At 57.6% G+C, this 25,676-nt stretch carries 27 protein-coding genes, 1 tRNA gene and 1 rRNA gene; 9 read left to right on the plus strand and 20 right to left on the minus strand.

Annotated elements, in window-relative coordinates:
* The first annotated feature begins 77 nt into the window (after positions 1–77).
* Positions 78–317, plus strand: coding sequence for a ribbon-helix-helix domain-containing protein (locus tag NT131_02835; protein ID MCX6650579.1), 240 nt, complete (start codon positions 78–80; stop codon positions 315–317).
* 92 nt (positions 318–409) lie between these two features.
* Here the strand turns inward: NT131_02835 and NT131_02840 are convergent, their stop codons facing one another.
* The 5 genes from NT131_02840 to NT131_02860 form a co-directional block, all read right to left on the minus strand.
* Positions 410–1,168: a proteasome assembly chaperone family protein gene (locus NT131_02840; protein MCX6650580.1), complete on the minus strand. Its 759-nt coding sequence runs from the start codon at positions 1,166–1,168 to the stop codon at positions 410–412.
* 1 nt (position 1,169) lies between these two features.
* Entirely contained in the window at positions 1,170–1,334 is a 165-nt protein-coding gene (locus NT131_02845; protein MCX6650581.1) for an RNA-protein complex protein Nop10, read from the minus strand.
* Between the two features lie 64 nt (positions 1,335–1,398).
* Positions 1,399–2,181: a translation initiation factor IF-2 subunit alpha gene (locus NT131_02850; GenBank protein ID MCX6650582.1), complete on the minus strand. Its 783-nt coding sequence runs from the start codon at positions 2,179–2,181 to the stop codon at positions 1,399–1,401.
* Positions 2,181–2,354 (minus strand): 30S ribosomal protein S27e, encoded by a 174-nt coding sequence (locus NT131_02855; GenBank protein ID MCX6650583.1) that lies wholly within the window; start codon positions 2,352–2,354, stop codon positions 2,181–2,183. The genes NT131_02850 and NT131_02855 overlap by 1 nt, the downstream gene beginning before the upstream one ends.
* A 4-nt stretch (positions 2,355–2,358) precedes the next feature.
* On the minus strand, positions 2,359–2,640 hold the full coding sequence (locus NT131_02860; GenBank protein ID MCX6650584.1) for a 50S ribosomal protein L44e: 282 nt from the start codon (positions 2,638–2,640) through the stop codon (positions 2,359–2,361).
* Between the two features lie 491 nt (positions 2,641–3,131).
* Here NT131_02860 and NT131_02865 point away from each other — a divergent pair, with 491 nt between their 5' ends.
* Positions 3,132–3,503, plus strand: a complete 372-nt coding sequence (locus NT131_02865) for an ArsR family transcriptional regulator (GenBank protein ID MCX6650585.1) — start codon at positions 3,132–3,134, stop codon at positions 3,501–3,503.
* Here the strand turns inward: NT131_02865 and rpiA are convergent, their stop codons facing one another.
* Genes rpiA through NT131_02880 form a run of 3 tightly spaced genes read right to left on the minus strand, consistent with a single transcriptional unit; the run spans position 3,504 to position 5,048 of the window.
* Entirely contained in the window at positions 3,504–4,178 is a 675-nt protein-coding gene (rpiA, locus tag NT131_02870; GenBank protein MCX6650586.1) for a ribose 5-phosphate isomerase A, read from the minus strand.
* Between the two features lies 1 nt (position 4,179).
* Positions 4,180–4,887, minus strand: coding sequence for a creatininase family protein (locus NT131_02875; protein MCX6650587.1), 708 nt, complete (start codon positions 4,885–4,887; stop codon positions 4,180–4,182).
* Positions 4,887–5,048 carry a hypothetical protein gene (locus NT131_02880; GenBank protein MCX6650588.1) on the minus strand — a complete coding sequence of 54 codons (162 nt, stop codon included), beginning with the start codon at positions 5,046–5,048 and terminating at the stop codon, positions 4,887–4,889. The genes NT131_02875 and NT131_02880 overlap by 1 nt, the downstream gene beginning before the upstream one ends.
* Positions 5,049–5,071: 23 nt before the next feature.
* On the opposite strand from NT131_02880, the gene NT131_02885 reads away from it, so the two are divergent.
* Positions 5,072–5,806, plus strand: coding sequence for a diphthine--ammonia ligase (locus NT131_02885; GenBank protein MCX6650589.1), 735 nt, complete (start codon positions 5,072–5,074; stop codon positions 5,804–5,806).
* Here the strand turns inward: NT131_02885 and NT131_02890 are convergent.
* From NT131_02890 to NT131_02900, 3 genes are all read right to left on the minus strand, one after another.
* Complete coding sequence (locus NT131_02890) at positions 5,790–6,281, minus strand: redoxin domain-containing protein (GenBank protein MCX6650590.1); 492 nt, start codon at positions 6,279–6,281, stop codon at positions 5,790–5,792. The two genes, NT131_02885 and NT131_02890, sit on opposite strands and share 17 nt — an antisense overlap.
* A 24-nt stretch (positions 6,282–6,305) precedes the next feature.
* Positions 6,306–6,791: a peroxiredoxin family protein gene (locus NT131_02895; GenBank protein ID MCX6650591.1), complete on the minus strand. Its 486-nt coding sequence runs from the start codon at positions 6,789–6,791 to the stop codon at positions 6,306–6,308.
* Positions 6,792–6,938: 147 nt separating this feature from the next.
* A tRNA-Pro gene (locus NT131_02900) sits at positions 6,939–7,013 on the minus strand.
* An 83-nt stretch (positions 7,014–7,096) separates the two neighbouring features.
* On the opposite strand from NT131_02900, the gene NT131_02905 reads away from it, so the two are divergent.
* On the plus strand, positions 7,097–8,236 hold the full coding sequence (locus tag NT131_02905; GenBank protein MCX6650592.1) for a hypothetical protein: 1,140 nt from the start codon (positions 7,097–7,099) through the stop codon (positions 8,234–8,236).
* Here the strand turns inward: NT131_02905 and NT131_02910 are convergent.
* Genes NT131_02910 through NT131_02925 form a run of 4 tightly spaced genes read right to left on the minus strand, consistent with a single transcriptional unit; the run spans position 8,233 to position 12,089 of the window.
* Positions 8,233–9,198, minus strand: a complete 966-nt coding sequence (locus tag NT131_02910) for an NAD-dependent epimerase/dehydratase family protein (protein MCX6650593.1) — start codon at positions 9,196–9,198, stop codon at positions 8,233–8,235. The genes NT131_02905 and NT131_02910 overlap by 4 nt on opposite strands.
* The gene (gene rdgB / locus NT131_02915) at positions 9,195–9,761 is read right to left on the minus strand and encodes an RdgB/HAM1 family non-canonical purine NTP pyrophosphatase (protein ID MCX6650594.1); all 567 of its coding nucleotides are present in this window, start codon (positions 9,759–9,761) and stop codon (positions 9,195–9,197) included. Before rdgB ends, NT131_02910 begins: the two co-directional genes overlap by 4 nt.
* Complete coding sequence (locus NT131_02920) at positions 9,758–10,372, minus strand: KEOPS complex kinase/ATPase Bud32 (protein MCX6650595.1); 615 nt, start codon at positions 10,370–10,372, stop codon at positions 9,758–9,760. The genes rdgB and NT131_02920 overlap by 4 nt, the downstream gene beginning before the upstream one ends.
* A gap of 13 nt (positions 10,373–10,385) precedes the next feature.
* The gene (locus NT131_02925) at positions 10,386–12,089 is read right to left on the minus strand and encodes an ATP-dependent DNA helicase (GenBank protein ID MCX6650596.1); all 1,704 of its coding nucleotides are present in this window, start codon (positions 12,087–12,089) and stop codon (positions 10,386–10,388) included.
* Positions 12,090–12,205: 116 nt separating this feature from the next.
* Here NT131_02925 and NT131_02930 point away from each other — a divergent pair, with 116 nt between their 5' ends.
* From NT131_02930 to radB, 3 genes are read left to right on the plus strand one after another with little or no spacing between them, the layout of a single operon-like run.
* Entirely contained in the window at positions 12,206–12,883 is a 678-nt protein-coding gene (locus NT131_02930) for a TIGR00266 family protein (GenBank protein MCX6650597.1), read from the plus strand.
* Positions 12,884–12,887: 4 nt separating this feature from the next.
* Positions 12,888–13,157 (plus strand): hypothetical protein, encoded by a 270-nt coding sequence (locus NT131_02935; protein ID MCX6650598.1) that lies wholly within the window; start codon positions 12,888–12,890, stop codon positions 13,155–13,157.
* 2 nt (positions 13,158–13,159) lie between these two features.
* On the plus strand, positions 13,160–13,864 hold the full coding sequence (gene radB / locus NT131_02940) for a DNA repair and recombination protein RadB (GenBank protein MCX6650599.1): 705 nt from the start codon (positions 13,160–13,162) through the stop codon (positions 13,862–13,864).
* Here the strand turns inward: radB and NT131_02945 are convergent.
* The 5 genes from NT131_02945 to rrf all read right to left on the minus strand — a co-directional run bounded on the left by NT131_02945 (position 13,840) and on the right by rrf (position 17,728).
* A complete protein-coding gene (locus tag NT131_02945) occupies positions 13,840–14,826 on the minus strand; it encodes a polyprenyl synthetase family protein (GenBank protein MCX6650600.1) in 987 nt (328 codons plus the stop codon). The genes radB and NT131_02945 overlap by 25 nt on opposite strands.
* A gap of 9 nt (positions 14,827–14,835) precedes the next feature.
* Positions 14,836–15,888, minus strand: coding sequence for a type 2 isopentenyl-diphosphate Delta-isomerase (gene fni / locus NT131_02950; protein MCX6650601.1), 1,053 nt, complete (start codon positions 15,886–15,888; stop codon positions 14,836–14,838).
* Positions 15,885–16,661, minus strand: coding sequence for an isopentenyl phosphate kinase (locus tag NT131_02955; protein MCX6650602.1), 777 nt, complete (start codon positions 16,659–16,661; stop codon positions 15,885–15,887). Before NT131_02955 ends, fni begins: the two co-directional genes overlap by 4 nt.
* Before the next feature lie 57 nt (positions 16,662–16,718).
* Complete coding sequence (locus tag NT131_02960; protein ID MCX6650603.1) at positions 16,719–17,525, minus strand: zinc ribbon domain-containing protein; 807 nt, start codon at positions 17,523–17,525, stop codon at positions 16,719–16,721.
* Positions 17,526–17,607: 82 nt separating this feature from the next.
* Positions 17,608–17,728 (minus strand): 5S ribosomal RNA (gene rrf / locus NT131_02965).
* 921 nt (positions 17,729–18,649) lie between these two features.
* Here rrf and NT131_02970 point away from each other — a divergent pair.
* Together NT131_02970 and NT131_02975 are read left to right on the plus strand one after the other, a co-directional pair.
* Positions 18,650–23,068 (plus strand): SpaA isopeptide-forming pilin-related protein, encoded by a 4,419-nt coding sequence (locus tag NT131_02970; protein MCX6650604.1) that lies wholly within the window; start codon positions 18,650–18,652, stop codon positions 23,066–23,068.
* Positions 22,993–25,623: a SpaA isopeptide-forming pilin-related protein gene (locus NT131_02975; protein ID MCX6650605.1), complete on the plus strand. Its 2,631-nt coding sequence runs from the start codon at positions 22,993–22,995 to the stop codon at positions 25,621–25,623. The genes NT131_02970 and NT131_02975 overlap by 76 nt, the downstream gene beginning before the upstream one ends.
* The last annotated feature ends 53 nt before the right edge of the window (positions 25,624–25,676 follow it).

Below are 25,676 nucleotides of genomic sequence, written 5' to 3' on the forward strand. Positions count from 1 at the left end.
AACCATTATATAGGGACCGAGTCATAATGTTGTCAGACAAAAGAGGTCTAAACGACCCCTGTTGTCAGGAAATGGCGATGGACGAAGGCGACCTGGAGAAGGTCACGCTGCGATTACCCGCCAGGCATATCCGAGCCCTGGATTTCCTGGTCGAGGTAGACGATTATCCCTCCAGATCCGAAGCCATCAGGGCTGCCGTCCGGGATTTCATATACGCCCGCCTCGACCTGGTCACCGACAAGCTGAAGAAGATGGAGGAGGCCGAAAAAGTACTGGCGGAGATGGAAGCCTACGAAGAGCGGTATTTGAGGAAATAGCCTGTCCAGGAAGGGATGGGATGCACCTAGTCAGGCCCGAGGTTCCCCCCCAGTAACCTCCCCTCATTTTTTTTTCTAAAAAATTAAAAGGTTTAGCCGATGTAGCCGAGATCCTCGCGCTTGGGCGCCTCAGCGGTCTCGGCCTCCTTGAGCTTGTTGGTAATGAGGTCGATCTGCTCGGCCTTCTCCGTCAACGCCTTCAGATCGATGTCGATGTGCAGGAGGGACATCAGGACCTTGAGCACTGCCTCCGCTCCTTTCGGGTCGACGAAGTAGCCAGATGTCTCGCCCATCAGGCATACCGCCTCCAGGCCTTCCATCTTCCCCAGTCCCAGCATCAGTCCGGACGCGCCTACGATGCCGCTGCCCGGTTCGCCCTTCGAGAACACCACTCCGTGCTTGACCATCTCTTCGCAGAGCTTTATGTCGGTCACGGCGCCCAGCACCCGCGGGGCTTCCACTATCCTGCCGATACCGTACCCGCCGAGGGTGTAGATGCGGCTGACGCCCAGCTCCTTGCAGACCTGGATGGCGTGGCTTGACAGCTCGTACTGGCCGTCCGGGGTCATGCCCTGGTAGTCCCCGGTGAGCACGATGATGTCCGGCCGGTCGCCTTCTCCCCGGTAATAATGCAATTCGTTGTTGACCAGGCGGATCACTCCGTCATCGTCCAGCAGCACCTGCGGCGGGAAGTGCTTGGAGAATATATCGGCGAACTTGACAGCCTTCACTTGCTCGACCAGATGTTCGGCCGCCAGCTTGCCTACGTTGCCCACGCCTGGAAGTCCCTCGATCAGCACCGGGGCTTTCAGCTCGGGGCGCTCATGCATGACCATTATGACGCTATCCATCTCAATCACCTTGTTCCTGGCGCGCCTTCCGGCGATACTCCCCGTACCTGTCGTCCGGGGAAAAGCGCGAAGGAATCGGCACCAAGGTAAACGCACCACATCTAGGGCAGGTGTCCTTGAGAGTGTACTCGCGGCACTTCTCGCATAGCCTCAGAGTGGTCTTCATGTTACGATACCTACAGGTCACGATAAGACGTGCCCATTGATAAATCATTATTGAAGCGACACCGTCACTTGCTTTCCCGGTGGAACTGTCCATCGCCGCCGGATTCCTTGATATCAACGATGATCAAGTTGGTGACCACCTTCAAGGCCTCCTCGGCCATCTTATAATCGGGGGCGGTCATGACCATCCGGTAGCGCGGCGCACCGATGTACTGAATCTCCAAGGACTCATCCGAGGAGTCCTTACCCTTCTTCAGGGCGGACTTGATGCGGTCCACACCGTCGGAGGCCGGGGACCGCAGCTCTAATATGCCAGCTATCTGAACGAAGGGCGGGGTGACGTTCTCCTTGGCCACCTCAACCAATGTCCCGGTCCAGTCCCCGGATAGTTCCACATCCTCCAGGGCGTTCTCGTCCATGGCGCAGCTCTCAAAGGCGCCATAGAGCGTTCCGAACTTGTCGACCAGGTCCAGGCCGAACTCTTCCCAACACTGGTCCAAGGTCTTCTCCAGTCGCGAGGCCACTATCTCCAGCAACTTCTCGGCCTTGGTCTCGTTCTTCCATTGCTGGACCTTTTCCCGGCGCTGGTGTTCGTTAACGGATTTCAATGATAGGTCGATATGTCCCTTGGTCGAGTCCACACCCAGAACCTTGCAGACGACCTTCTGGCCCTCGCGAACGTAATCGCGTATGTACTTTACCCAGCCAGTGGCCACATCACGTACGTGAATGAAGCCTTCCTTGTCGCCGTATTCGTCGAGCGTTACGAACGCTCCGAAGTTCTTTACGCTCTGAACAGTGCAGACCACGAGCTCCCCTTCGTCGGGGAACTCGCTGACCTTTGACATTAGTCGACCACCTCAAGCAGCTCTCCCTTGATCTCTCCCTCGCCTCCTCGGGACTTGACCAGGGTGGAGCCGCACACAGCGCAGGCCACGTTCATGGCCGGCTTCTTGTAAGTGATCTGCTCGTTTCCGCAATCCTGACACTTTACCTTTATGAACTTTCCAGTGGTTGCCATGGGATCACTCACCCACAATTTCGAACTTCTTGGCCCGGATGCATGCTTTCTGATGGGCCTTCTTGCACTTCTTACAGCGGTATCGGAGAGAGACCCTCTTGGTGGGCTTTTCGCGTCCTTCAGGCTTTGGCCTGGGGAAACCACCGTAACCGGCGGTGGCCCTGCGGAACCTTCTCTGACCCCACTTCATCTCGCTGGCCTTCCTCTTCTTAACCCTCTCGACCTCATGATCGGTGTGAGTCTTGCAAGTTGGACAGTAAGTCTTGATGGACCTGGGCAACTTCATAATATACATCCCTTTGGAGCAAAACTGCCTTAATACTCAATCTATATTTAAACCCTTAGCAAGGGCAAATATGCTCCTGGGAATGCTGGGTGGCGTGTTCGATCGAATGGCGATATATGCTCCAAATGGATAATCGTCAATTGCTATACGAATCATCGGGACCGCGCTCTCAGACAAGGATATTTTTCAGGACTGTAATCGAACGCCGCTGTATTGAGACCATCCACACTAATGTGGTCGATGCAAAATTTTCGTCAGTGCGATTTCAACGGATTCCTAAATATATCCAACAAAAGCTTATAATATAAGTCTCCTTTTTCCGCTAATTCCCTCATATTATATATTGAATGACATTTTTGTCCAGAAGGGAGAAAATGTTATTGGCCAGTAGAATAGCCAGCAATATAAAATAATGGGGAAATAGAAAAGGATATATATCCATCAATTAATAATTGATATGTATTTATAAATGAGAAAAAGGGTGCATCAATATGGCCGACAAGGGCTTCAATAAAAAGGACGAGTCGCTGGTCGATCTTCTAGTGAACACGGGAATGCCGAAGAACGTTGCCAAAACCTTGGCGTTCTTGCGCAAGAAAGAGGAAACGACATCTGTCGAAATAGAGATCATGACCGCTCTGAGGCAGCCCGAGGTTTCCATCGCTATGCAGGAGCTGCGGCGCAGGAAGTGGGTCATAAAGCGGGACATCAAAAAGGAGGGCAAGGGCCGCCCGGTGCACGCCTATAAGCTGGCCATACCCTTCGACAAGATCATCGAGACGCTGGAGAAGGAAGAGAGGAAGCGGATGGAGTCGATCGAAAAGAACATCGACCAGCTCAAGGCGCTGTCCTTAAACCCCTGATCAAACCCTTTCCATAACCCTTATTCCATCTTCTGAGGCCACCACGACCTTCTTGGCCATTTTCAGGAACAGTCCTGTCTCGACCACTCCCGGGATGTCCTTGAGCTTCCGCTGCAGCTCGTACGGGTCCTTGATCCCATGTTCAAAATGCAGATAGTAGATGTAGTTGCCGTTGTCGGTGACGAACGGGACGTTCCCCCCGCGCAGCTCCGCCCGGCATCCTAGCTCCTCCATGTACATGCGTGTGCGTCCATGGGAGAACTGCACCACCTCCACAGGCAGAGGGAACTTGGTCCCTAGCACATGGACCATTTTAGAATCGTCCACCACGATGACCTGCATGCGCGTCGAATGCGCCACGATCTTCTCTCTCAACAGGGCGCCGCCCATGCCTTTGATGAGGTCAAGGTTGTCGTCCACCTCGTCGGCCCCGTCGATGGTGATGTCGAGGGTCCCTGTCTCATCCAATGTCGCTAGCGGTATCTTCAGCTCGCGGGCCTGCCTTTCGCTGGCGATAGAGGTGGGAACAGCGAGTATGTTGAAACCATCCTTCACCAGCCTCCCGATGGCCTCTATGGCGAAGTAAGCGGTGCTTCCGGTCCCCAGCCCCACCTTCATCCCGTCCTGCACCAGCTCCACAGCCTTCTCCGCTGCCAACCGCTTCTTTTCGCTCATCCTAACCCTCGAAGTTCTTACGCACCAGCTCAATGAGAGTGTCTATGACGTACTCATTTACCAACCGGCCCTTCTCCTTTGAGGCGAGCCGGGCGTCACCACCGAAACCCTGCGGCAGGCATCGCTCCGGGTCGGGATGGATCATGAAATGGCTATCTACGAACACCCCGGCCGTTCGATCGGCAGAGACCAGGTCGGGTCGGATATCTATCATCCGGGACGTTTCCACGATGCCTCCGTGCCCGTCCGGCAACCCCTCGCACACATCGGCCTTCTTAAGGTACGCCAGCTCATAATCGCTCAGCATCATGACCTTAAGCCCTTGACGTGCCGAGGATTCGCAGGCCAACTTGATGGCGGCGCGGTGCACTGAGCCCAGGTGACCTGAGACCACCACTACCTTCCGTACGCCGTTCCTCTGAAGCGCGGCAAGCACGTCGAGTACTAGGGAACGTAGGGTGTCGAAGCTTATGTCTATCGTCCCGGGAAAGTTGCGGGTCGAGGAATGCTGCCCGTAATTTATGGTGGGTGCCACCAGGCCTTCCAGGCGCTCGCTGACCGCGTTGACCACGAACTCCGGCTGGAAGGTGTCCGTACCTAGTGGAAGGTGGGGCCCATGTGCCTCTATGGCGCCTATGGGCAAGAACACTATGGGGTCCGCCCTCACCGCCTGGGCGAAGGCGGTGGAGCTCATCTCGTCGATCCTCATCACTTCACCTTCTTCTCGGTGTCTATGAGCGGCGTCCTGCACACCGGGCACAACCCCTGCCTCAGGGAATCGTTCTGGAAGGTGCTCATGAGCTGGGCGTCGATCTCCTTGACCTTGGCCTTGTCGATGTTCTTGTTGCAACGGGGGCAGTGCAGTGGCATGGTCGCTCCTGTTGGGTTATAGCATGGATTCGATTTCAATCCTTCCACGGCGCATCGATTATAAGCTCCAAGGCACTTCCTGGTTCATGCGCTTGGCCTGCCTTTTCTCTGGGGGTAAGGATTCCACTTACGCCGCGTACCTCATGGAGCAGTCCGGACACGAGATAACGTGCTTGGTAACCGTCGTTCCATCCGATCCTCATTCATGGGTGTTCCACACCCTGAACCTGGAACACCTGCCGGAGATGGCCAAGGCCATGGAGAAGGACCTCATCGCCGTCCCCTCCAGTGGAGGAGAGGACGAAGACCTGGCATCTCTCAGGAAGGCCCTGTTCGGGTTGGATGTGGAGGGCGTGGTCACCGGGGCCATCGCCTCCGATTACCAATGGGACCGCATCAACGGGGTGTGCGAGTCCCTCGGGCTCAAGGTCTTCTCGCCGCTGTGGCGCAAGGACCAGCGGACCCTCATCGAGGACATGCTGTCGTCAGGGCTGAAGATCATCATCGTCGGGGTCTTCGCCGAGGGACTGGACGGATCTTGGCTCGACCGGGAACTGGACCAGAAGGCTTTAAGCGAGCTCGTCAAATTGTCCTTGGAGAAGGGCATCAACATTTCCGGAGAGGGCGGGGAGTACGAGACCCTGGTCCTGGACTCTCCCATGCACCATCAGAGGCTTCAGCCCACGGATGTGGTATCACGCTACTCCCGGGATTCTGGACAGTTGCGCATCGGACGTCTGGTCAGCGTCGAGAAGTGACAGAGCGAGCCTCATCCAATAGCGCCTGGGTGTCCGGACCAACGTGAGGGTTGGACGGTATCCAACGGTACTGTACGGTCATGTCCCGATCGATGACGAAGGCTCCCCGGCAGGCTCGGTTCTTGAACCAGGAGTCATCGTCGCAGTCTATCGCGTATGAGGCCGTCACCCGCCCATCCTCATCGGCCAGCAGCGAGAAAGGCAGTTTCATGGACTCCCTCCAGGCGGAATGGGACCGCACACTGTTGGTGGAGACAGGCAGGATCTGGATGTCGGAGGCCTCAATCTCCGGGAAGGAGTCCCGTAGCTCTCCCATCTGGATCGAGCATATCATCCCAAAATCGGCCGGATAGAACAGGAGCAGGACCACACCCTTCCTCGTCGTCTCGCTGAGCCGCACCGGCTTCCCCATGTCGTCCGGCAGCTCGAAGTCTAGGGCCTTCTGGCCAACGGCCGGCATGCGTTCGAGATCCATCAGTATACAAACTTCCCGGTGCGGTTATAAATTTTCCTTAGCCAGTTTACGGGCCTCGGCCAGCACCTCATCGTAATCGGGCTCCCAGTTGGAGTCTGGAGGTATGTGCATGTAACGGAGTATCCCATGGCGATCGATCAGGAACTCGGAGCGCTTGGGAAATCCAGGCCAGGGGCCATCATCGGCCTCCATGGCGTTCAGGAGCCTAGCCAGCCGCGCCCCATCGTCGCTGAGCAGGTGGAAGGACATCTTCAGGTTCTCGCTGTACGCGCCCAGGGAACGCTGGGAATCATTGCTCACTCCGAAGATGCGGCAGTTGGCCTCATCGAAGGCCTTGTGCATGGCCGTGAAGGTCAGCATCTCCAGGTTGCACACGAACCCGAAGGAGGAGGAGAAAATAAGCAATAGGACGCTCCCTTCCGCCCACTGCTCGCTGAGGCGCACCTCCTGGCCGATCTCATTTATCATGGTCCAGTCTGGGAAGGGCTTGCCCAGGAGGTCTTCGGTCATGCCCTCCCCATGCTCCCGGAGAGCTAAATAAGATTTGCTGACGGACCATGGCCATCTGGAAAGGACTCCCTTCCCGTACCCTTATCATATTATGTTTTTCAACGGATCCGAGCGCCAATAAAAAAAGAGAAATAAAGAGAAATAAGGTGAGGCCGTCCGAATTTGAATCGGAGTCTCAGGCTCCCAAAGCCCGAAGGATGGACCAAGCTACCCCACGGCCCCTCGGCGGCGGGATGGAGTGTCCGGTAATAAATAATTGCCTAAGCTGGCAAGACATTATTAACCCAGTAGTCCAAATACCTGGCATGAAAAAGGGCCTGGTGCTGGGGGCGATCGCCGTGATCGTGGTGGTCATGCTTCTCGCGTTGTTCCTGCTGGGAGGCATCGCCCAGGACCCCCAGGGTTTCACCGAAAACGACCTGAACGCCCCCGCGGTGACGGTCATCGTCCGCGACGAGGACCTGCCCGGCCCCCTCAGCGGTATGGATTTCCCGGCGCACCTGACCCCCTGGATCAGTTACACGCCCATGTTCGAAGAGTTCGGCGGGGTCGTGGAACTGCTGATCGAGAACAACGGCATAAACGATCTGTACGTTCGCTCATACAGCGTCACGTGGGAAGGAGGGAACGCTACCTTTTCCGTGAACTGCTCCAAGCTGGTGGGGTCCGGGGACACCGCAGGCATGGGGGAGCTTTATCTAGCCGGACCTGGTATAAATGGTACGGTCTCATTCCTTATCTCCATGGACCTGTGGGTATCCTCTAACGACGGTTCATTATGGTACAACAAAGGGGAGTTGCCTGTCGAGAGCATTGCGATCAATGTCCTTCCTGAAGAAGACCTTCAAGGACGGGACGTAGAGAAGAACCCAATCGGCTATTACAACAAGGTCAACGAGCTGATAAACTTCGAGGCCGTACAGGTACTGGCGGACCTGGTGCTGACAGCAGCCCCAGGCAATTTTAGCGTCCTCCAGATAATCAAGGCGTTCGAACTGGTCAGCTCCACAATAACGTACGCCGAGGACGAGGACAACCACTGGCAATCGGCCTCGGAGACCATTGCCCTCGGCACCGGCGATTGCGAGGACCAGGCCATCCTTTTGGCCTCACTGGTAACCGTTCTCGGCGGCGATTGCCGGGTCAATCTGATAACCGGACACGCGTTCCCCACGGTCTATATAGGCAACAACACCTCGGACATGCAGGAGGTCAAGGGGAACATCCAGGACTACTATGGGAACGAGGTACCGGTCCATTGGATGGAGGACGAGCTAGGGTTCTGGCTGGTGATCGACACGGTGGGCATGCCTTACGTCGGAGGCTATCCCGCCGCCTCTGTGCCCGTCGGCGACGGCGGAGGGGAGAACTGGAACTTTGAGGATGGCGACTGGGTCAGGACGATAGACGTCACCGGAGAGACCGTCGAAGGGCTGACGTTCTAATCACGATGCGCCAGGATCTCCCGCACCGCCGTCTTGATGGCCTGCTTGCTGTTCATGGACGGGTCCCAGCCGTACGAACGCAGTTTGTCGGAGGACAGCAGCATGCTCTTGACATCGCCGATCCAACCCCGCCCGCCCTGGACCCCGCCGGTCCATTCGTATCTGACGCCCTTCAGCCCCATGGCCTCGGTGACCGCGTCCGCTATCGCCTTCACGGTGAAGGCGTCCGCGGAGCCCAGATTGAATATTTCCACCTTGTTGCGGGCGTACTCCGTTCCGAGGACGAGGCCGCGCACGCAATCGTCCACGTGCACGTACGATTTCACGGTCCCCGGTTCAGCTCCCAATATCTCCAGGCGCGTGGGGTCCAGACGCAACTTGGCTACGAAGTCGTGCAGCACGTTGTGCGTGCTGCGGGTGCCGACGACGTTGGCGAAGCGGAATATGACCGCCTGCATGTCGAAGGAATGGGCGTAGGAGCAGATCAGCGCCTCGCAGGACAGCTTGGTGGCGCCGTACACCGATATGGGCACCAGCGGGCCGTAATCCTCGGGAGTAGGGATGACCGTGGTCTCGCCGTAGACGGTGGACGTGGAAGGGAAGACGAGATTGCTAATCTTCAGCTCCCGCATGGCCTCCAGCACCCGGTAGGTGACCTCTATGTTCTGCTGGAAATGGGACAAGGTGTCCTTGGCCCCGGAGCGCACGTCTGGGTTGGCGGCCATGTGGAATACCATGTCCGCTCCCTTGAATATCGGCCTCAGGTCGTCCTTCAGCAGGTCGGCCTGGACGAAACGGAAGTCCTTGTACCCCTCCGCATCCTCTAGGAAGACCTTCTTTCCCGCGCTGAGGTTGTCCACTCCTACCACCTGGTTCCCCTGCTCCATGAGCGCGTCCGTAAGGTGGCTGCCAATGAAACCAGCGCATCCCGTGACCACGATATTGTTTCCCCTGACCTTCATCTCCTTCCCTCCATCCTCACCTTGATCTGCGCGGCCAGTTCGGCCATGGCCCGGCCCCGGTGGGAGCATTCGTTCTTCACTCCCAGGTCCATCTCGGCAAAGGTGAGCGAATGGCCGTCCGGAACGAATATGGGATCGTAGCCGAAGCCACCCTTCCCCCGCTCCTCGCCGATTATGCGCCCAGGGGACACGCCGATGACGGTGAACTCCCCCAGCTCCTCGGAGCTGACCCCGATGCAGCACTCGAAGCGGGCCCGGCGGTCCCGCCCCTCCAGCAACCTAAGCATCCCCTGACAGCCGAGGGTGTCCATGACGTAGGCCGAGTACACTCCCGGGAAATCGTTGAGCGAGGGCACGAACAGGCCAGAGTCGTCCAGCATGAAGTTGCGATGGCCCTCCCGTTTGAGCTGTGCCAGGCAGGCCAGGACCACCTCATGCAAGGTGTCCGCCTGTATCTCGTCGCACTCCACCGGAAGGTGAAAGACCTCCACGCCCAGCGATGATAGGCTGTGGCGGTATTCCTGCAGCTTGTGCGGGTTCCCGGTCACCAATCCCAGCTTCAAGCGTAACGCCCCCTCTCCTCTATCTCCTTGACCTTCAGAAGGACCTCGTGACCTCGGGGGAACTCCCTAACGTAAGTATCAGCTATGATGTCGTAAGCGTACATCATCTCAGAATGGGCGGACTGGAACGCTTCCCGCAGCAAGTGCATGTCCACGCCCATCTCCTCTAGGCTGGCGGCCTTGGCCCCCAGCGAGAGGTCGATGAACCAGACCCTCCCCCTTTCCAGTATCATGTTCGAGGTGGTAAGGTCCCCGTGCGTCATGCCGTGAGTGTGCAGCCTGGCCACCATCCTGCCTATCTCTTGGCACACGTTCTCAACCTCTTCGGCGGAGGCGGTGGACAACGCGTCCTTCACCCTCGGGCCATCTATCTCCTGCATCCACAGCTCGGCCTTCGCCAGATCGATGTCGTAGACTATCGGGGTGGGAACGCCGCACTCCCGGGCCTCCTGCAACAGACGGGCCTCGGTCCGGGTGCGCTGGGCCCGCAGGGTCCGGTCCAGCTCGGGATGTCGGTAGGTTTTGGGAACCCTGCTCTTCACCAGCACCTGGCGCCCCATCCACGTGTCCCGGCGGATCTCGGCCTCCGCCCCTTTTCTCAGCACTTGCACGGACTGAGTAAAGTCAATGCCCCGTTATTATCCTTTCACTTTCCGCCAGCGGCGACCAATAGGTCGGCGGCTCCGGGGCGAAGAAATCCCTCAGCAGGGCCACCGGGTCCCCCTCGGAGAACCTCAGGTCCGGGGGCAGCAGCCTGGTCACCTTTTCTTCCAGATACCTCGGGTCAAGCAGCAGCACCGCCGCCCGGTCCTCCTCCCGCCTTATGGCCCGGCCGCAGGCCTGCAGTACCTTGCTTAGCGCCTCGTAGGTGTCCAGGTAGGTCCTGGCCTTGTCCTGCCCCAGCTTCTTCGAGGTCCGAGAGAGCATCTCCTTGCGCTCCAGGGAAGGCGGGGGTATCGGCAGTCCGGCCACCATGACCGCCGCGAGGCATCCGGGAGGGAAGTCCACCCCCTCGGAGAACGAACCGTGGATGTTGCAGAGCATGAGCACCTCCCGCCGCCCCAGCAGCCTCTGCACCAGTCCGTCCTTCTCCCCCTTGGACAATCCGGGGCGCTCAGCAAGCAGCTGTTTGCGTCCTTTTATCCCCCTTAGGTCGCGATGCACTGCCGAGAGGAACGAATAGGATGGCAGGAAGACCATGACGTTGCCAGGGACGGCATCGCTCAATCTGGCCAGGCAATGGGCCATGGCCGCCGTCCTCTCCCGACAGCGTTCGCGATAGCGCGTACCCACCTCCGGGACGACGATAGCCAGGCGCCGCTCCGGGTCGAACGGGGAAGAGTAGGAACGGCACACGCTGCCTTCCAGGCCCATGCGGGCGGCGTAGACCTCGGGCGGATGAAGGGTACCGCTCATGAACAGGGCTCCAGCGCAATACTTCAGCACGTTCTGCACCACCAGGGAGGGCTCCAGGAAGCGCATCGATATCTTACCGTCGGAAGGAAAAGCCAAGCGCACGCTAGCGTCGCCGAAGCGCATCCAATCGTTCACGAACTCCTCGCTCTCCGCCAGCTCCTCCGGCTCCGGCAGCCCCACGGAATCAAGGCAGGAGCGTAGCTCCCCCACAGGTATCACTCGATGCCCCCGGGACAGCATGTCCTTCCACACCCTATCGAGCCCTTCGTCTGATCGGACCGTCAGCTCCTTGCTGAAGGCGTCCATTATGCGCGATGGCAGGTTGTGGGCCTCGTCCACCACCAGGTTCTGTGGGCGGGAGCATCCCTGGAAACGTAGGACGTCTGGCAGGTCCCCGAAGGCCCGGGAGAAATCACCGACGATGAGGTCGGCCCCGTTCAGCGCCAGACGGGCGGTCAGATAGGGGCATGTCCCTCGTCTCAAGCTCAGGGCGATGAGCTCCTGGGCGTGCAAGGGCCGTTGCAGCACCTCCCGGGCGCACCGGGCCATGCGCCCGTCCGCCTGTAGGTGGCAGCGCCGGTCGGCCAGGCAGGGCGGGGAGGAGCCGAACGGGCACATGCTTTCCCTGGACAGCAGGTCCACCATCTGGATGTGGCGAGGGAACATCTTCACCGTCTCCACCACCGCCCGATGCTGCGATTGCCTGGGGGTCAGGAACACCGTCCTGCCCCCGGTCCTCAGCGATGATTCGAGGGCGGCGCTCAAGGCCACGGCTGTCTTCCCCAGCCCGGTGGGGGCGTGGGCTACCAGCACCTTGCCCGAGGACATGCACTCCCGCGCGTCCCGGAGGAACTCCCGCTGTCCGAGCCGGGGGGCGGTGAAAGGGAATAGATCGTCATTATCGGGGGTCATGAGACCCTGATCCCCCGGGCCGAAGCAGTCCTTTGGCACTACGGTCAGACTGACCGCAGGCTCACCGCCGAGAAAGTGGATATACGACCAAGTTGGTAACCACCACTGGGGAGCATATGAGGTTCAACATCACAGGGGACAACCTGCAGTTCGTGAACATCGAGTTCGGGCCCGGGGAGGTCATCTACTCTGAGGCTGGAAGTATGCTCTACATGAGCGGGAACGTAAGACTGGAGACCAAGGCCAAGGGCGGCGTGTTCTCCGGCCTGAAACGGGCCATGACCGGGGAGTCCTTCTTCGTCACCAATTTCTCCGTCGAGGGCGGCACCGGCCTGGTGGGCTTTGGTGGCAGCGTTCCAGGGAAGATAATAGCCTTGGACCTGCGGGGAGGGAAGCAATGGCTCCTGCAGAAGACTGCCTTCCTGGCCGCGGAGGACAACGTGCTCCTGGACATAGCCTTCCAAAGGAAGTTCGGCGCGGCGCTGTTCGGCGGCGAAGGCCTGATATTGCAGAAGGTGACAGGGGACGGGACGGTCTTCATCGCCGGCTGCGGCGACTTCATCGAGTACAACCTGGCGCCGGGGCAGGTGATGAAGGTCTCCACGGCCAACGTGGCGGCCTGGGAGAGCAGCGTGCAGTACGACATCCAAAGCCTGGGGATCAAGACCGCCCTGTTCGGCGGAGAAGGGCTGTTCGTCACCACCCTCACCGGTCCGGGAAAGGTGATCATGCAGTCCATGACCATGTCCAAGCTGGCCAATTCCCTGGTCCCCTACCTGCCTAACCGGAGCTGATACATTGGGCTCGCACGGCAAGGACGCCACCATAATGGCGTTGCTCATAATCGCCATGATAGCCGTGGCCTTACTGGCCCTCCTCTATCTCGAATGGCTGCTGGCGGCCATCATCATAATTGTGGTAATCGCTTTTCTGGCGGCCGTGATTATCTTAGTCCTCGGAGGCCTGATAGCCATCCCCTTCTATTTCGCCAAGCGCGGCCGGGACTCGGAGCCTGGATCCTACAAATTGGAACAGATGGAAGACCCGGAACAAAAGAAGAGGGAGTGAACTTGCAGGACGTCGTCCTGGTCCCCTTCCAATGTGCGCCTTTAGACGAAATGCTCGACGGGGGAGTGGAGAGCGGATGCCTCACCCTTTTGTACGGGGAGGCCGGGACCGGCAAGACCAACCTCTGCCTGACCTTGGCCAGGAACCTGGCCTTGCAGGGAAAGAAGACGGTTTTCGTGGACAGCGAGGGAATCTCGCTACAACGTCTAAAGCAGATGTCCGGGGAGGAGCAGGAGAAAGTGCTGAAGGAGGTCCTTGTGAGCGAGGTGCACAGCCTGGACGACCAAGACCGCATGATCACCCAGGCCATCAAGCTGGTCGAGGGGAACTCCGAGGTCGGGTTGATGGTGGTCGATTCCATCACCATGTTTTACCGTTTAGCAAGCAAGGACGAGGAGCGCGCGGAGCGGCGCGTACTTTCAGGCCAGAGCGCCAAACTGCTGACCCTGGCCCGGAGACGCAACGTCCCGGTGGTGGTCACCTCCCAGGTCTACACCGACGTGGAGACCGGGACCTTCGAGGCCCTGGGGGGGAACGTCCTGCACCATAACGCCAAGACCATCATCCGTCTGGATAGGGTCGCTCCCGGGAAGAGGAGAGCGGTGCTGATGAAGCATCGTCATCTGGCCGAGGGTCGGAACGCCGTCTTCTACCTTACCGATAATGGAATCGAGGCCGAACCTCAGATGTCCCTTCCGACGGCGTAGTCCACCATCTCCCGCAGCATCTCCTTCTCTGTGGAGTCCTTCAGGCAGGAGAGCAGGTCCTTGGCCCTCTTGGCGTAGTCCAAAGCGAAAAGGCGGGCGTGCTCTATCGAACCGATGTCCTCCAGCAGCTTTATGGCGGCGTTGACCTCGGCGTCGGTGGCCTGGGCGTTGCCCAGGGCGGACGTCAGCACGCTTTTCCGGGGATCCTTCTCCAATCGTTCCAGGGCGTCGACGACGATGAGGGTGCGCTTGCCGTTCCGGATGTCGCTGCCCACCGGCTTGCCGGTCCTCTTGGCGTCGCCCTTGATCCCCAGCACGTCGTCCCAGATCTGGAACCCGATGCCCAGCAGCCGGGCGTACTCCTTCATGGAGGCGATCTGCTTATCCGTCCCCCGCCCGATGATGGCGCCGCCCTCGGCAGCGCAGGCGAACAGCACGGCGGTCTTCTTCTCCACCATTCCCAGGTACTCTTCGCGGGATACCTCCGGTTTGTCCTCATTGTCCACGTCGATCTGCTGACCCTCGGCCACTAGGAAGACGGTGATAGAGACGATGCGCAGCAGGCGCCTGAGCTCCTCGCCGTTCACGTCAATGTCGGCCAGCATCTCGTAGGCCCGGGCGAACAAGGCGTCCCCGGCGATGATGGCCGTAGGTATGTCGAAGGCGACGTGCACCGCCGGGATCCCCCGCCGTACCGAGTCCTGGTCGATGACGTCATCATGAACCAAAGTGAAATTATGGATGATCTCCAGGGCGCAACCGTACGGCAAGGCCGCCTTTCCCCGGCCGCCCACGGCCTCGGCGGTCAGCATGGCCATTAGGGGTCGCATGCGCTTCCCGCCCGCCTCCGGGTAATGCCTCATCGCTTTGATGAGCTTCTCGTGACTGCCGTAGTTGACGTACCCGAGAAGGGCCTGGTCTATCTCCTTGACCATTTCCCTCGTTCTCTTGCTGTGGTCCATGAACATCACCTACTCGGCGGTAAGCCAGTCGGCCGTCCGTCCGCTTACGATGACCCGCTTTTGCCTCAGTTCGGCCACCTTGGCGCAGCCGGTGAGGAACATGGCGGCCTTGAACTCGGCCTTCATTCGTTCTAGTTTAGCCACGACCTTTTCGCTGGAGTCCAAGGCCTCGGCCAATAGGGAGCGAGCGCATCCGGCGGAGCTTGCGCCTAAGGATATGCCCTTGGCCATGCGCAGTCCGTCGTCCACTCCCCCACTGACGATCATCTCCAGTCCGACATCGGCCTCGATGACCGCCGCCGGGGCGGGGACCCCCCAATCGAAGAAGGTCATGCCCAGGGCACTGGCCACGGAATTCCCCTGGGCTTCGGCCCGGTACATCTCCACCGCGGCGAAGCTTGTACCGCCCACTCCGGCCACGTCCAGCCCTCGTATTCCCGTGCCCTTCAACTGCAGGGCGGTCTCCCGGGATATCCCGGCGCCGGTCTCCTTCACCATGCAAGGCAGCTCTTTCGCCAGGGACCGGATGCCGTCCAGGCATCCCTTGGCGTTGACGTCGCCATCGGGCTGCACGACCTCCTGCAGGAAGTTCAGATGGATGGCCATGATGTTCGCCCCGATGATCTCCTTGGCCTTGACCACGTCCTCCACGGAGAACGGTTTCTTTCGTTTCTGCTTGACCAGCTGAGGAGCGCCAATGTTACCGATCACCAGAGGCACATCGTATTCTTTCACCACGGAATAGGAACCGTCATCGCCGTGCTCGATGGCCGGCCTCTGGCTGCCCACCCCTAACCCGATGCCCATCTTAGCGCAGGCCTCGGCCAAGTTACGGTTGATCTTCTCGGCCTGCGGGAAGCCGCCGGTGATGGCGGTGACCACCAGAGGAAAGTCCAGCCTCTTGCCGAACAGGGTCACCGAGGTGTCGAGGTCATCCATGTCCACCTCCGGCAGCGCCTGATGCACCAGCTGCACGTCCGACCAATAATCGTAGTCCGGAACTACCTTCTGTCTCAGGGCGATGTCGATGTGGTCCGATTTCCTGCGCTCGATCTTCTTCATTTGCCGCTCACCACCCTGGAGGCCACGACACGCTCGCCGCGCAACGCTGACTCCAGCCTGCCGGGGGCCTTTCCGTTCAGGACCAGGCACTCTCCGGTCATCCCGGCCATGTCTATCATATGCTGTATCTTGGCGAATATGCTGCCGGTGACATCAACGTTCCTCTCGGTGCGTGGAAGGGCGTCTAGAACTGCCTTGTCCACCTTCTCGATCAGCCTGGCCCCCGGGTCCTTGGTCGGATCGGAGGTGTAGACGCCGTCGACGTCGGTGACGAACACGACCTTCTCAGGACGGAACTCGCGGACCAGGGCGGTCATCAGCTGATCGCCGGAGCAGATGCTCAACCCCCGCTTTGCATCCCATACCACGTCCCCGAAGGTAAGGGGGACCATGCCCATCTCCAGGTATCTCTTGAAGACGCCCAGGTCCAGACGCTCGAGGGCGCCGTCCTTCATGACGGCGCAGGAGACCGGCGGCAAGGGGACCACGGCGATCCCGCTCTCCGTCAGGCAGCGGGAAACCTCCAGGTCCAGCTCTCGGACGTCGGCCATGACCTTGGCCGCCCCGATGAGCTGGGAAGGTTCAGTGATGCCCAAATGCAGGCGGTTCTCCTTGGCAAGCATGTGCCCGAAGGAGCCCGCCCCGTGCACCAGCATCACTTTCTGCCCGGACGCGGCGATCTCCGAGGCGAGCCTTAGCGTAGTGTCGCGGTCGAAGGTGCGGTACCGCCCTTTGTCAGTTATCACGCTGCCACCCAATTTGACCAGTATCATCTGCTTCAAGATAATCCGTCTCCCGCTATTAATCTTTCAACATCGGAAGTTGGACGGTCACACCTGCCGCCCGCACTTAGGGCAGAAGGCGTCGCCGGCGGCAAGCTCGGCCTGGCAATAGGCGCAGGTCCGCGGCGATCCCAACGGAGCTCCGCACTTGCGACAGAACTGGTCGTCCTGGGCGGTGATGGCCTGGCACTTTGGACACTTACTCTCCGGCTTGGGCACCTTGATCAGATGTACGTCCGCCTTGGCCTCAATGGATTCCGGAGAGTCCCCCAAAAGCTTCCTGGCCTTGAGCCCTTCCTTAAGGGCGTCGTTATATCTATTGTCCGAATAGCACTCCTCGGCCAAGCACAGATGGGCTTTCGCATCCCCCAAGTCCTTTCCCGACCTCTCCTCCTCGGCCAACCGGTCGCGACAGGCGTTGATGATGAAGCGCGACTCGATCAAGTTCAGTTCCAGCTTCTTGACCTCGTGCACCGTCTTGTGCTCCTCCTCCGTCGGTTCAGGCTCAGACGGTTTCGTAACAGGTACATCCAATATCACCGTAGGGGACTTGATCAGCACGTCGCGGGCTCTCAAGGCCAATTCCTTGGCCGGCAGGAAATTGTTGCGGCGGTAAGATTGTTCGGCCTGCAGGATGATGGCCTCGGCCTCTTTGGTGTCCCTGCCCTTCTCCTTCAAGGACGTCGCTATGGACCTGGTGGTGGCGATGCAATTGTAAGCATCGTCTTTTACTATGTTCCTGGCCACGTACTCCTTGTTCCGGGTGCGCATGAAGCGCAGCTCGAAATAGATTACGAATAGCAAGAGTATAAAGAGGACGACAAGGAGAACGATGTTAGTATCCAGCACTATCACCTTACATCTTGGAGGGCACTAGGTTTTGTTCAATATTAATCCTATGTGTAGAATGATATGATAAAAGAAAATGAAGTAGAATGGCTGACAGCGTTCCAGGCTTCCCGTGGGCTCGCGCACCACAGTACAACGGAGAACGCGGGCGGGCTTAGCTTCTGGGATCGGACGAGACCAGGCGTATCCCCGCCGCGATGGCCGTCAAACCATTCTGAATCAGTGCAACCAATCCGATTATAAAAACTTTATTCGCAAAGCACCTTAAATTTTAGAAAATGAACAAGACCGGTCATTTATCACTATTTAATAATATATTTATATAATAAATAATAAATAGACAATAAATTACCGAAATTAGCTTATATTCAAAATTGAGAACAATAATGGAACAATTGAACTTTTAAAATTATATTAAATCACAATAAAAAATACTGGGTAAGTAACATACGCTCAATGAAGAATGAGGTTTATTAAATTATCAACGCTGATAATAACAATTATATATCCATATCTTCGTAATTCATCAACAATTCAATCACTTACAGACGACCTACTGACCAATAAGTTGTAAGATCAATCTTCGCAATAGATGCACCGTCGATGTTTGAGATTGAATCATCAATGGGGGGGACGAGAACATGAGTGCTAGTGACGATGCAGATAATCGTATTAATCTAGGTAAGATCGCCTCTATTTTGATTGCGGTCTTTATGATAAGTGCCGGGCTCATCACAGTGATGCAGTTCGGTGTGAACTCTAGCTCCGGGCAAGGCGATCCGGCTGAATACTTTGTTGGATATAAGTCGGAAAGCGGCACCTGGGTGACTGGTGATCTTGGCAATGCATATATAGAAGGAGATTTTGTCTCTTACCAGTTACGCATTGACAACAGTAGCAAAATATGGGGTGCGGAAGAATTCAGTATCAATTATAATTTCTATCAAAGTTCCCAAGATGCAATTTTTGTTGACGGTTTTGACACATCAAACGCCACTGGCTTCCAATATTCTACTACCGGGCTCCTGGCTGATGGATTTGAGGTTCCATCCTCAGGATGGGGCACGCACATTGCGACCCCCGAGGCTGGAGAGACCGCGGCGGCTGGTGATGCTCAGATCGTCAATTACATGGACGCAGTCGGTGGTACGGATTCCGAGTCCACGCCGAGCGCCATGCGTTACTTCACAGTCAAGAACCTTCCATGGGAAGCTTTCATGGATGGCTATGTCATCTTCTTCTTCAGGGCGCACCTATCCCTGAGCATAATATGGATGGCAGATCTGGAGAAAGATCTTCCCCAGGCCTTGGACGGTAACGAGTTCGAGGGTTGGACCGGGATCAGCCCGCACAATGGTTCCTCTTATGCCAGCGGTGCCTCAAGACATTTCACCGTTGTATATCCTGGGGTTGGAGGAAAGACGATCCCCATCCCCATCACTGATTATCCGAAAGATGTAATCAACGTGCGGAAGTTCATCAACAACGTGCCCTACAATAACTGGTTGATGCACCTCGAGGGCAAGCTGAGCCTATGGGGTACAACTGGTGAGGGTTATGTGTATATACCATACTGTCCTCAACCGGTCCTCACCGGTGCCGGACCATGGGCATTAGGCTACTGTGCCTTTGATGCCCTGCCGCGCGGTAACTATACGGTATGGGAAGAAGGTGTGGGAGGCTATATCCTACGGGGCATAGGAACTAATCCAGACCTTCACCTATACAACCCAGGTAAGTTGCAGTACTTCGATGCCGCTACAGAGACCTTGCTGGACAATCCCGATGTTAATTTCAAGGTCAGGTTCGATATGGAACGCGGTACGTGGCTCAGCCCCAAGACCGAGATCATCGATTTCTATAATTTAGCTGTCGGCAACATCTCCGGGTACAAGATACACGATGTCAATGGTGACGGCACCGTCGACGCTGGCGAATCGGGATTGGCCGGGTGGACCATCGAGCTGTACGAACTGGGCGGCATTTCCCCCGTCGCTACAACCACCACGAACGATACAGGTTATTTCGAGTTCGCTAACGTTCTCGTTGGTGATTATACAGTGAAGGAGATCATGCAAGAAGGATGGTACAACACCTCCCCGATCTCTGAGAACGTATGCATTGGTTGCGCCTCAGAAATAACCGACATAATGTTCCTCAACACCATGTACTCCTCGATCTGTGGAAACAAGGTGGAGGATATCAACGGTAACGGCGTCCAAGACGCGAACGACACCACGATCGCGAACTGGGAGATATGGTTGTACAAGAACAGCGAGCACGTCAACACCACCCATACTGACGAAACAGGTCACTTCTGTTTCGACATGCTCACCCCTGGAAATTACACCGTCGAGGAGCAGGTTCCCGCTGGGTGGTATTACACCGATGTGCAATCATACACCTTCAACCTGATATCAAACAGCCACGAGAGGGTCACCTTCCTGAACACCGAGAAGGTTTCCATCTGCGGTTACAAGTTCGAGGATATGAACGGTGATGGCGTGTGGAACGAGGGAACGGACCTCGGCCTCCCCGGTTGGACCATATACCTGTTCAACGGGACCATCGAGGCGGGGGAGCAACCCTTCAAGACCACCACCACCGACAGCACCGGGTACTTCTGCTTCTCCGGACTGCCGGTGGGCGAGTACACCGTCAAGGAACAAATGAAGTCCGGATGGTATAACACCTCTAAAGATGAGGTTACAATATCGCTAACGTCCGGAGAATCTAAAAGCATCATGTTCCTCAACACCGAAAAGGTGCATATCTGCGGATTCAAGTACGAAGATATGAATGGAAACGGCACGTGGGACGAGGGGGACCTCGGCCTCCCCGGTTGGACCATATACCTGTTCAACGGGACCATCGAGGCGGGGGAGCAACCCTTCAAGACCACCACTACTGTCAGTGGTGGTGGCTTCTGCTTCCATGGACTGCCGGTGGGCACCTATACCGTTAAAGAAGAAATGCAGTCCGGATGGTACGCCACCTCCGACGAAGAGGTGACAGTGTCGCTAACGTCCGGAGGATCTACGTGCGTTGAGTTCCTCAACACCCACCTCGGCCAAATATGCGTCTTCAAGTACGATGACCTGAATGGAAACGGTACATGGGAGCAAGGCGAACCCGGTGTGGCCGGCGTGCTCATGGAGCTGTTCGAGGGCACCATCGGAATCGATGAATCACCTATAGCCACGGGCACCACCAACAGCACCGGCTATGTATGCTTCACTGGTCTGACTCTCGGCACGTACACCGTGCGCGAGAATCCCCTGCAGGGAACCTATCCCAGCAACGGAACGACCAATGTAGCTGTAATCGACCAGTCCAATGAGACCGTGAGGATAAGCTTCGGTAACATCGAGGTCGGCCGTATATGCGTCTACAAATACGAGGATGAGAACGGCAACGGCGTGCGTGACGCGGGCGAGGACACCCTGGTCGGTGGAGTGCACGTAGAGCTTTGGAAGGGCGGGGTGATGATTGGTTGCGGATCAACAAGCGGATGTCCCTGTCACTGCCTGTGCTTCTATAACCTCGTGTTCGGCACCTACATCGTCAACGAGACCGTGCCCGAAGGCTGGTACAACACCACCTCCGCCGAGGTGGAGGTGGTCATCGACCAGTCGGGTGAACATGTTGGCGTGACCTTCCTGAACACCGAATACTCATCCATAAGCGGATACAAGCTGCAGGACATCGACGGCGACGGCTACGCCGACGCCTCGGATACGCCTATAGAGAACTGGGAGATACAACTGTGGCGCGATGGCCATTTGGTCGATACCAACTTAACTAACGAAACGGGTCACTTCTGTTTCGACATGCTCGTCCCCGGTAATTACACGGTGATCGAGGAAACGCGGACTGGCTGGTACAACACAACTCCTGACGAGATACCGGTGACCATCGTCTCCGGCGACCACGTCAACAGCGTCCTCTTCCTGAACACCGAATACTCCTCCATCTGCGGTTACAAGGTTGAGGACCTGAACGGTGACGGACAACAGACCGGGAACGAAACAGGCCTCTCCAACTGGGAGATCCGGTTGTACAAGCTGAACGAAGAGGTGCCCACATCCATCGTTGTAAGCAGCTATGTGCTTGTGGCCACGAACTTCACCGACGAGAACGGACGCTTCTGCTTCACCAACCTGACGCCGGGCCAATACCTGGTCGAAGAGGTCATGCAGGCGGGATGGTACAACACCAGCCCGATAAACTATACCGTCGAGATATCGTCCGGTAACCACGTGGAAAGGGTCTTCCTAAACACCGAGATGGGCCGCATATGCGGTTACAAGGTCGAGGATCTGAACGGTAACGGATCGTGGGACGAGGACGAGCTCGGCGTCCAAGGCTGGTACATAGAGCTAAGGAAGGATGAGGAGTACTACAACTCCACTCTGACCGGTGCCGACGGGAGCTTCTGCTTCACCAACCTCACACCTGGGGAATATGTGGTCTACGAAGGTTACGACTGCCATTGGTACAACACCTCCGCGACCTATGTGGAGGTGTCCATATCCTCTGGTGTTGTCGTGAACGATGTGGTGTTCCTCAACGTGCGCTATGGCCAGATCTGCGTCTACAAGTACGAGGACGAGAACGGCAATGGCGTGCGTGACGAGGGCGAGAACACCCTGGTCAACGGCGTGTTCATCGAGCTGCTGCTTGATGGACAGGGCATACGCTCCGGATACACCGGCCAGTGCCCCTGCATGGTCCGCCTGGGACAGATATGCGTCTTCAAGTACCAGGACATGAACGGGAACGGCGAAAAGGATGCCAACGAACCAGTGCAAGCTGGAGTGACCATACAGCTGTGGTCTAACGGCTCGATGATCGCCAGCGGCGTCACCGGCGAGGACGGCAAGGTGTGCTTCACCAACCTGACCCTGGGCGACTACATCGTAAATGAGACGGTGCCCACAGGCTGGTATGCAACGAACGGCACCTCCTTCAATGTGACCATCGACGAATCAGGACAATACATAGAGCTGACGTTCCTGAACACTGAGTATGGTCAAATATGCGTCTACAAGTACGAGGACGAGAACGGCAACGGGGTGCGCGACGAAGGCGAGAACACCTTGGTCAACGGGGTGACCGTCGTTCTGATGGACGCCTGCGGCGCGGTGATAGGCACCGGCGTCACGGGTGACAACGGCACCGGCAAGGTCTGTTTCACTAACCTGACACTGGGCACCTACTACGTGGAAGAGACCGCCTGGCCTTCGGGATGGTACTCCACCGATGCGACGATGAAGGAAGTATGTCTGGAGACCTCCGGGGCCTCGAACAGCACATTCTTCCTGAACACGCAGTATGGACATATATGCGTCTACAAGTACGAGGACGAGAACGGCAATGGCGTGCGTGACGAGGGCGAGAACACCCTGGTCAACGGCGTGTTCATCGAGCTGCTGCTTGATGGACAGGGCATACGCTCCGGATACACCGGCCAGTGCCCCTGCATGGCAACTACACGGTTCGTGAGACCGTGCCCACAGGATACTACAACACCACCTCCACCTCGGTGAATGTGACGATCGACCAATCGGGTGAAGAGGTCTGTGCGACCTTCCTGAACACCGCGTATGGAAGCATCTGCGTCTATAAGTACGAAGATAAGAACGGAAACGGTGAGCTGGACGAAGGCGATGCCGTAGTGCCAGGCATAACCATCATTCTTTACGATGCGCAGAAGGTGGAGATAGCCAATGGTACTACTGGCGAGTGCGGAGCGGTCTGCTTCACCGGCCTGATGCTCGGCACCTACTACGTCGAGGAGGTCCTCACCGCAGAATGGCACGCCGAGGGCCCCACGATGAAACAGGTGGTCGTGAACGAGTCCGGCGAACAGGTAATCGAGCACTTCCTGAACATACGCTACGGCAAGATCTGCGTCTTCAAGTTCGAGGACCTTAACGGCGATGGCGTGTGGCAGGAGGGAGAGCCTGGAGTGCCCAACGTAGTCATTGAGCTGGTCCAGAATTGCGAGATAGTGCGCTCCGGAGAGACCAACAGCACCGGTTGGATATGTTTCGACCTGCTGCCCTTCGGAACCTACTGCGTCAGGGAGAACCTGGCCCTTAGCGACATGGACTGCTGCTGGTACAACTCCACGCCGAGCCGGGTAAGGGTGACCATCGACGGGGAGAACCTGCACGAGCTGGTGACCTTCGGCAACGTCAAGTACGGCAAGATATGTGGATTTAAGTACTACGACGCTAACGCGAACGGACAGTTAGACTGCAACGAGAATGGAATATACTATTGGGAGATACAGCTGTGGCTGAACGGCAAGCTTTTAGCCACGACCCACACCGACCACAGCGGACACTTCTGCTTCGCGGGGCTGGAGTTCGGCAACTACACGGTGAAGGAGGTCATGCAGAACGGCTGGTACGCCACTGGTCCTACGCAATGGAACGTGACCATAGACCGCTCCGGCGATAGGGAGGACGTCTACTTCCTGAACGCCCAATGCGGCAAGATCTGCGTCTACAAGTACGAAGACCTTAACGGCGACGGTCAGTGGCAGGTGGGCGAACCACCGCTGTCCAACATATCCATCTACCTTTACAAGGACGATATCCTTGTAGGTAGCGGCGTCACCAATGCAGACGGCCGGATATGCTTCGAGAACCTGACCACGGGCACGTACATCGTCATGGAAGACATCCCCTGCAACTGGTACGCCACCGTGGACATGATTCAGGAAGTGATCATGAACGGACAGGACGCCACCGTGACCTTCCTGAACGCCCAGTACGGATGCCTCGGCGGTTACAAGTTCAACGATGCCAATGGTAACGGCGTCCGGGACATGTTGACCGAAAGGGGCATCGCCGGCTGGGAGATCGAGCTGTACCAGGATGGTGTGCGAATCGCCTGCTTCACCACGGGCGTGGACGGGCATTACGCCTTCTGCGGCCTCAGGATCGGCAGCTACGAAGTGAGGGAGGTCATGCAGTCGGGTTGGCTAAACACCACTCCGGCCGTCATCGTCGTCTCGATCGACCACTCCAACCAAATGGTGTGTCATGTTGACTTCCTCAACATGGAGCTCAATCCCTGCATCTGCGTGACCAAGACGGTGAGCTACGATACCATTACCGAGGAAAACGGTTGTCATTGTTGCTGCTGCGGCGGTGACGAAGAGGTAGAGTACGTCCTGACCTATACCGTCAACGTGACCAACTGCGGGAACGTGGCGCTGTACAACGTCAAGGTCTACGACTCATTGCTCAACCAGACCTTCTACCTAATCACCTTCGGCGACCTCGATGGCATCCTTGGCGTGGGCGAATGGTGGACCATCACCTACACCTATGTGATCCCGGAGAACACCTGCGGAGACGATAATGACGGCTGCGGCGGCTGGGAATGGAACTGGGGCTGCGGCGGCGGTTGCGGCAACTGGGGTCAGTCTTGGAACGGCGGTTGCGGTGGCTTCGAAGGCTGGAGCTGCTCCTGGGGCTGCGGCGACCTGAACGGCAGGAACGACGGCGGTTGCGGCGGCTGGAACTGGGAACTGAACTGCGGCGATGGCTGCGGAGGCTGGGAATGGCACTGGAGCTGCGGTGGAGACCATGAAGGCGGCTGCGGATGCTGCTGCGGCGGCGGAGAAACCACGACCTGCGTCATAACCAACATCGCCACGGCCTACGGCCAGTGGGGTAACGTCGAAGCCGGCACTTGGATCAGCGATTCGGCCCAGGTCGATTTCACCGTGCCACAGAACGAACCTTGCCACGATGGTCACGACGGCGGTTGCGGCGGAGGCTGTGGCGGCTGGAATTGGAACTGGGGCTGCGGTGAACACGACAGCTGGAACCATGGTGGTTGTGGCGGCGGAAGCTGTTCCTGGGGCGGCGATTGGGGCTTCGGTAACGGCGGCCACAGCAGCGGTTGCGGCGGAGGCTGCAGCTGGAACCTTGGCATGAACAGCGGATGCCGCTGGTGGGGCACGTGCAATGACGGTATGATAGGCGCGTGCTACTTCCACAATGCCGGTCCCCGTTCGGACGACGAGAACCCTGAAGAGGACCAGATCGAGAGACAGGAAGCTCCGGAAGACTCCGTACAGTAAGAAAACCCGAAACAGGGGGGCAACCCCCTGTGATCAACCTTTTATTTTGTTTT

The organism is Methanomassiliicoccales archaeon, from assembly GCA_026394395.1.
GTDB lineage: Archaea > Thermoplasmatota > Thermoplasmata > Methanomassiliicoccales > UBA472 > UBA472.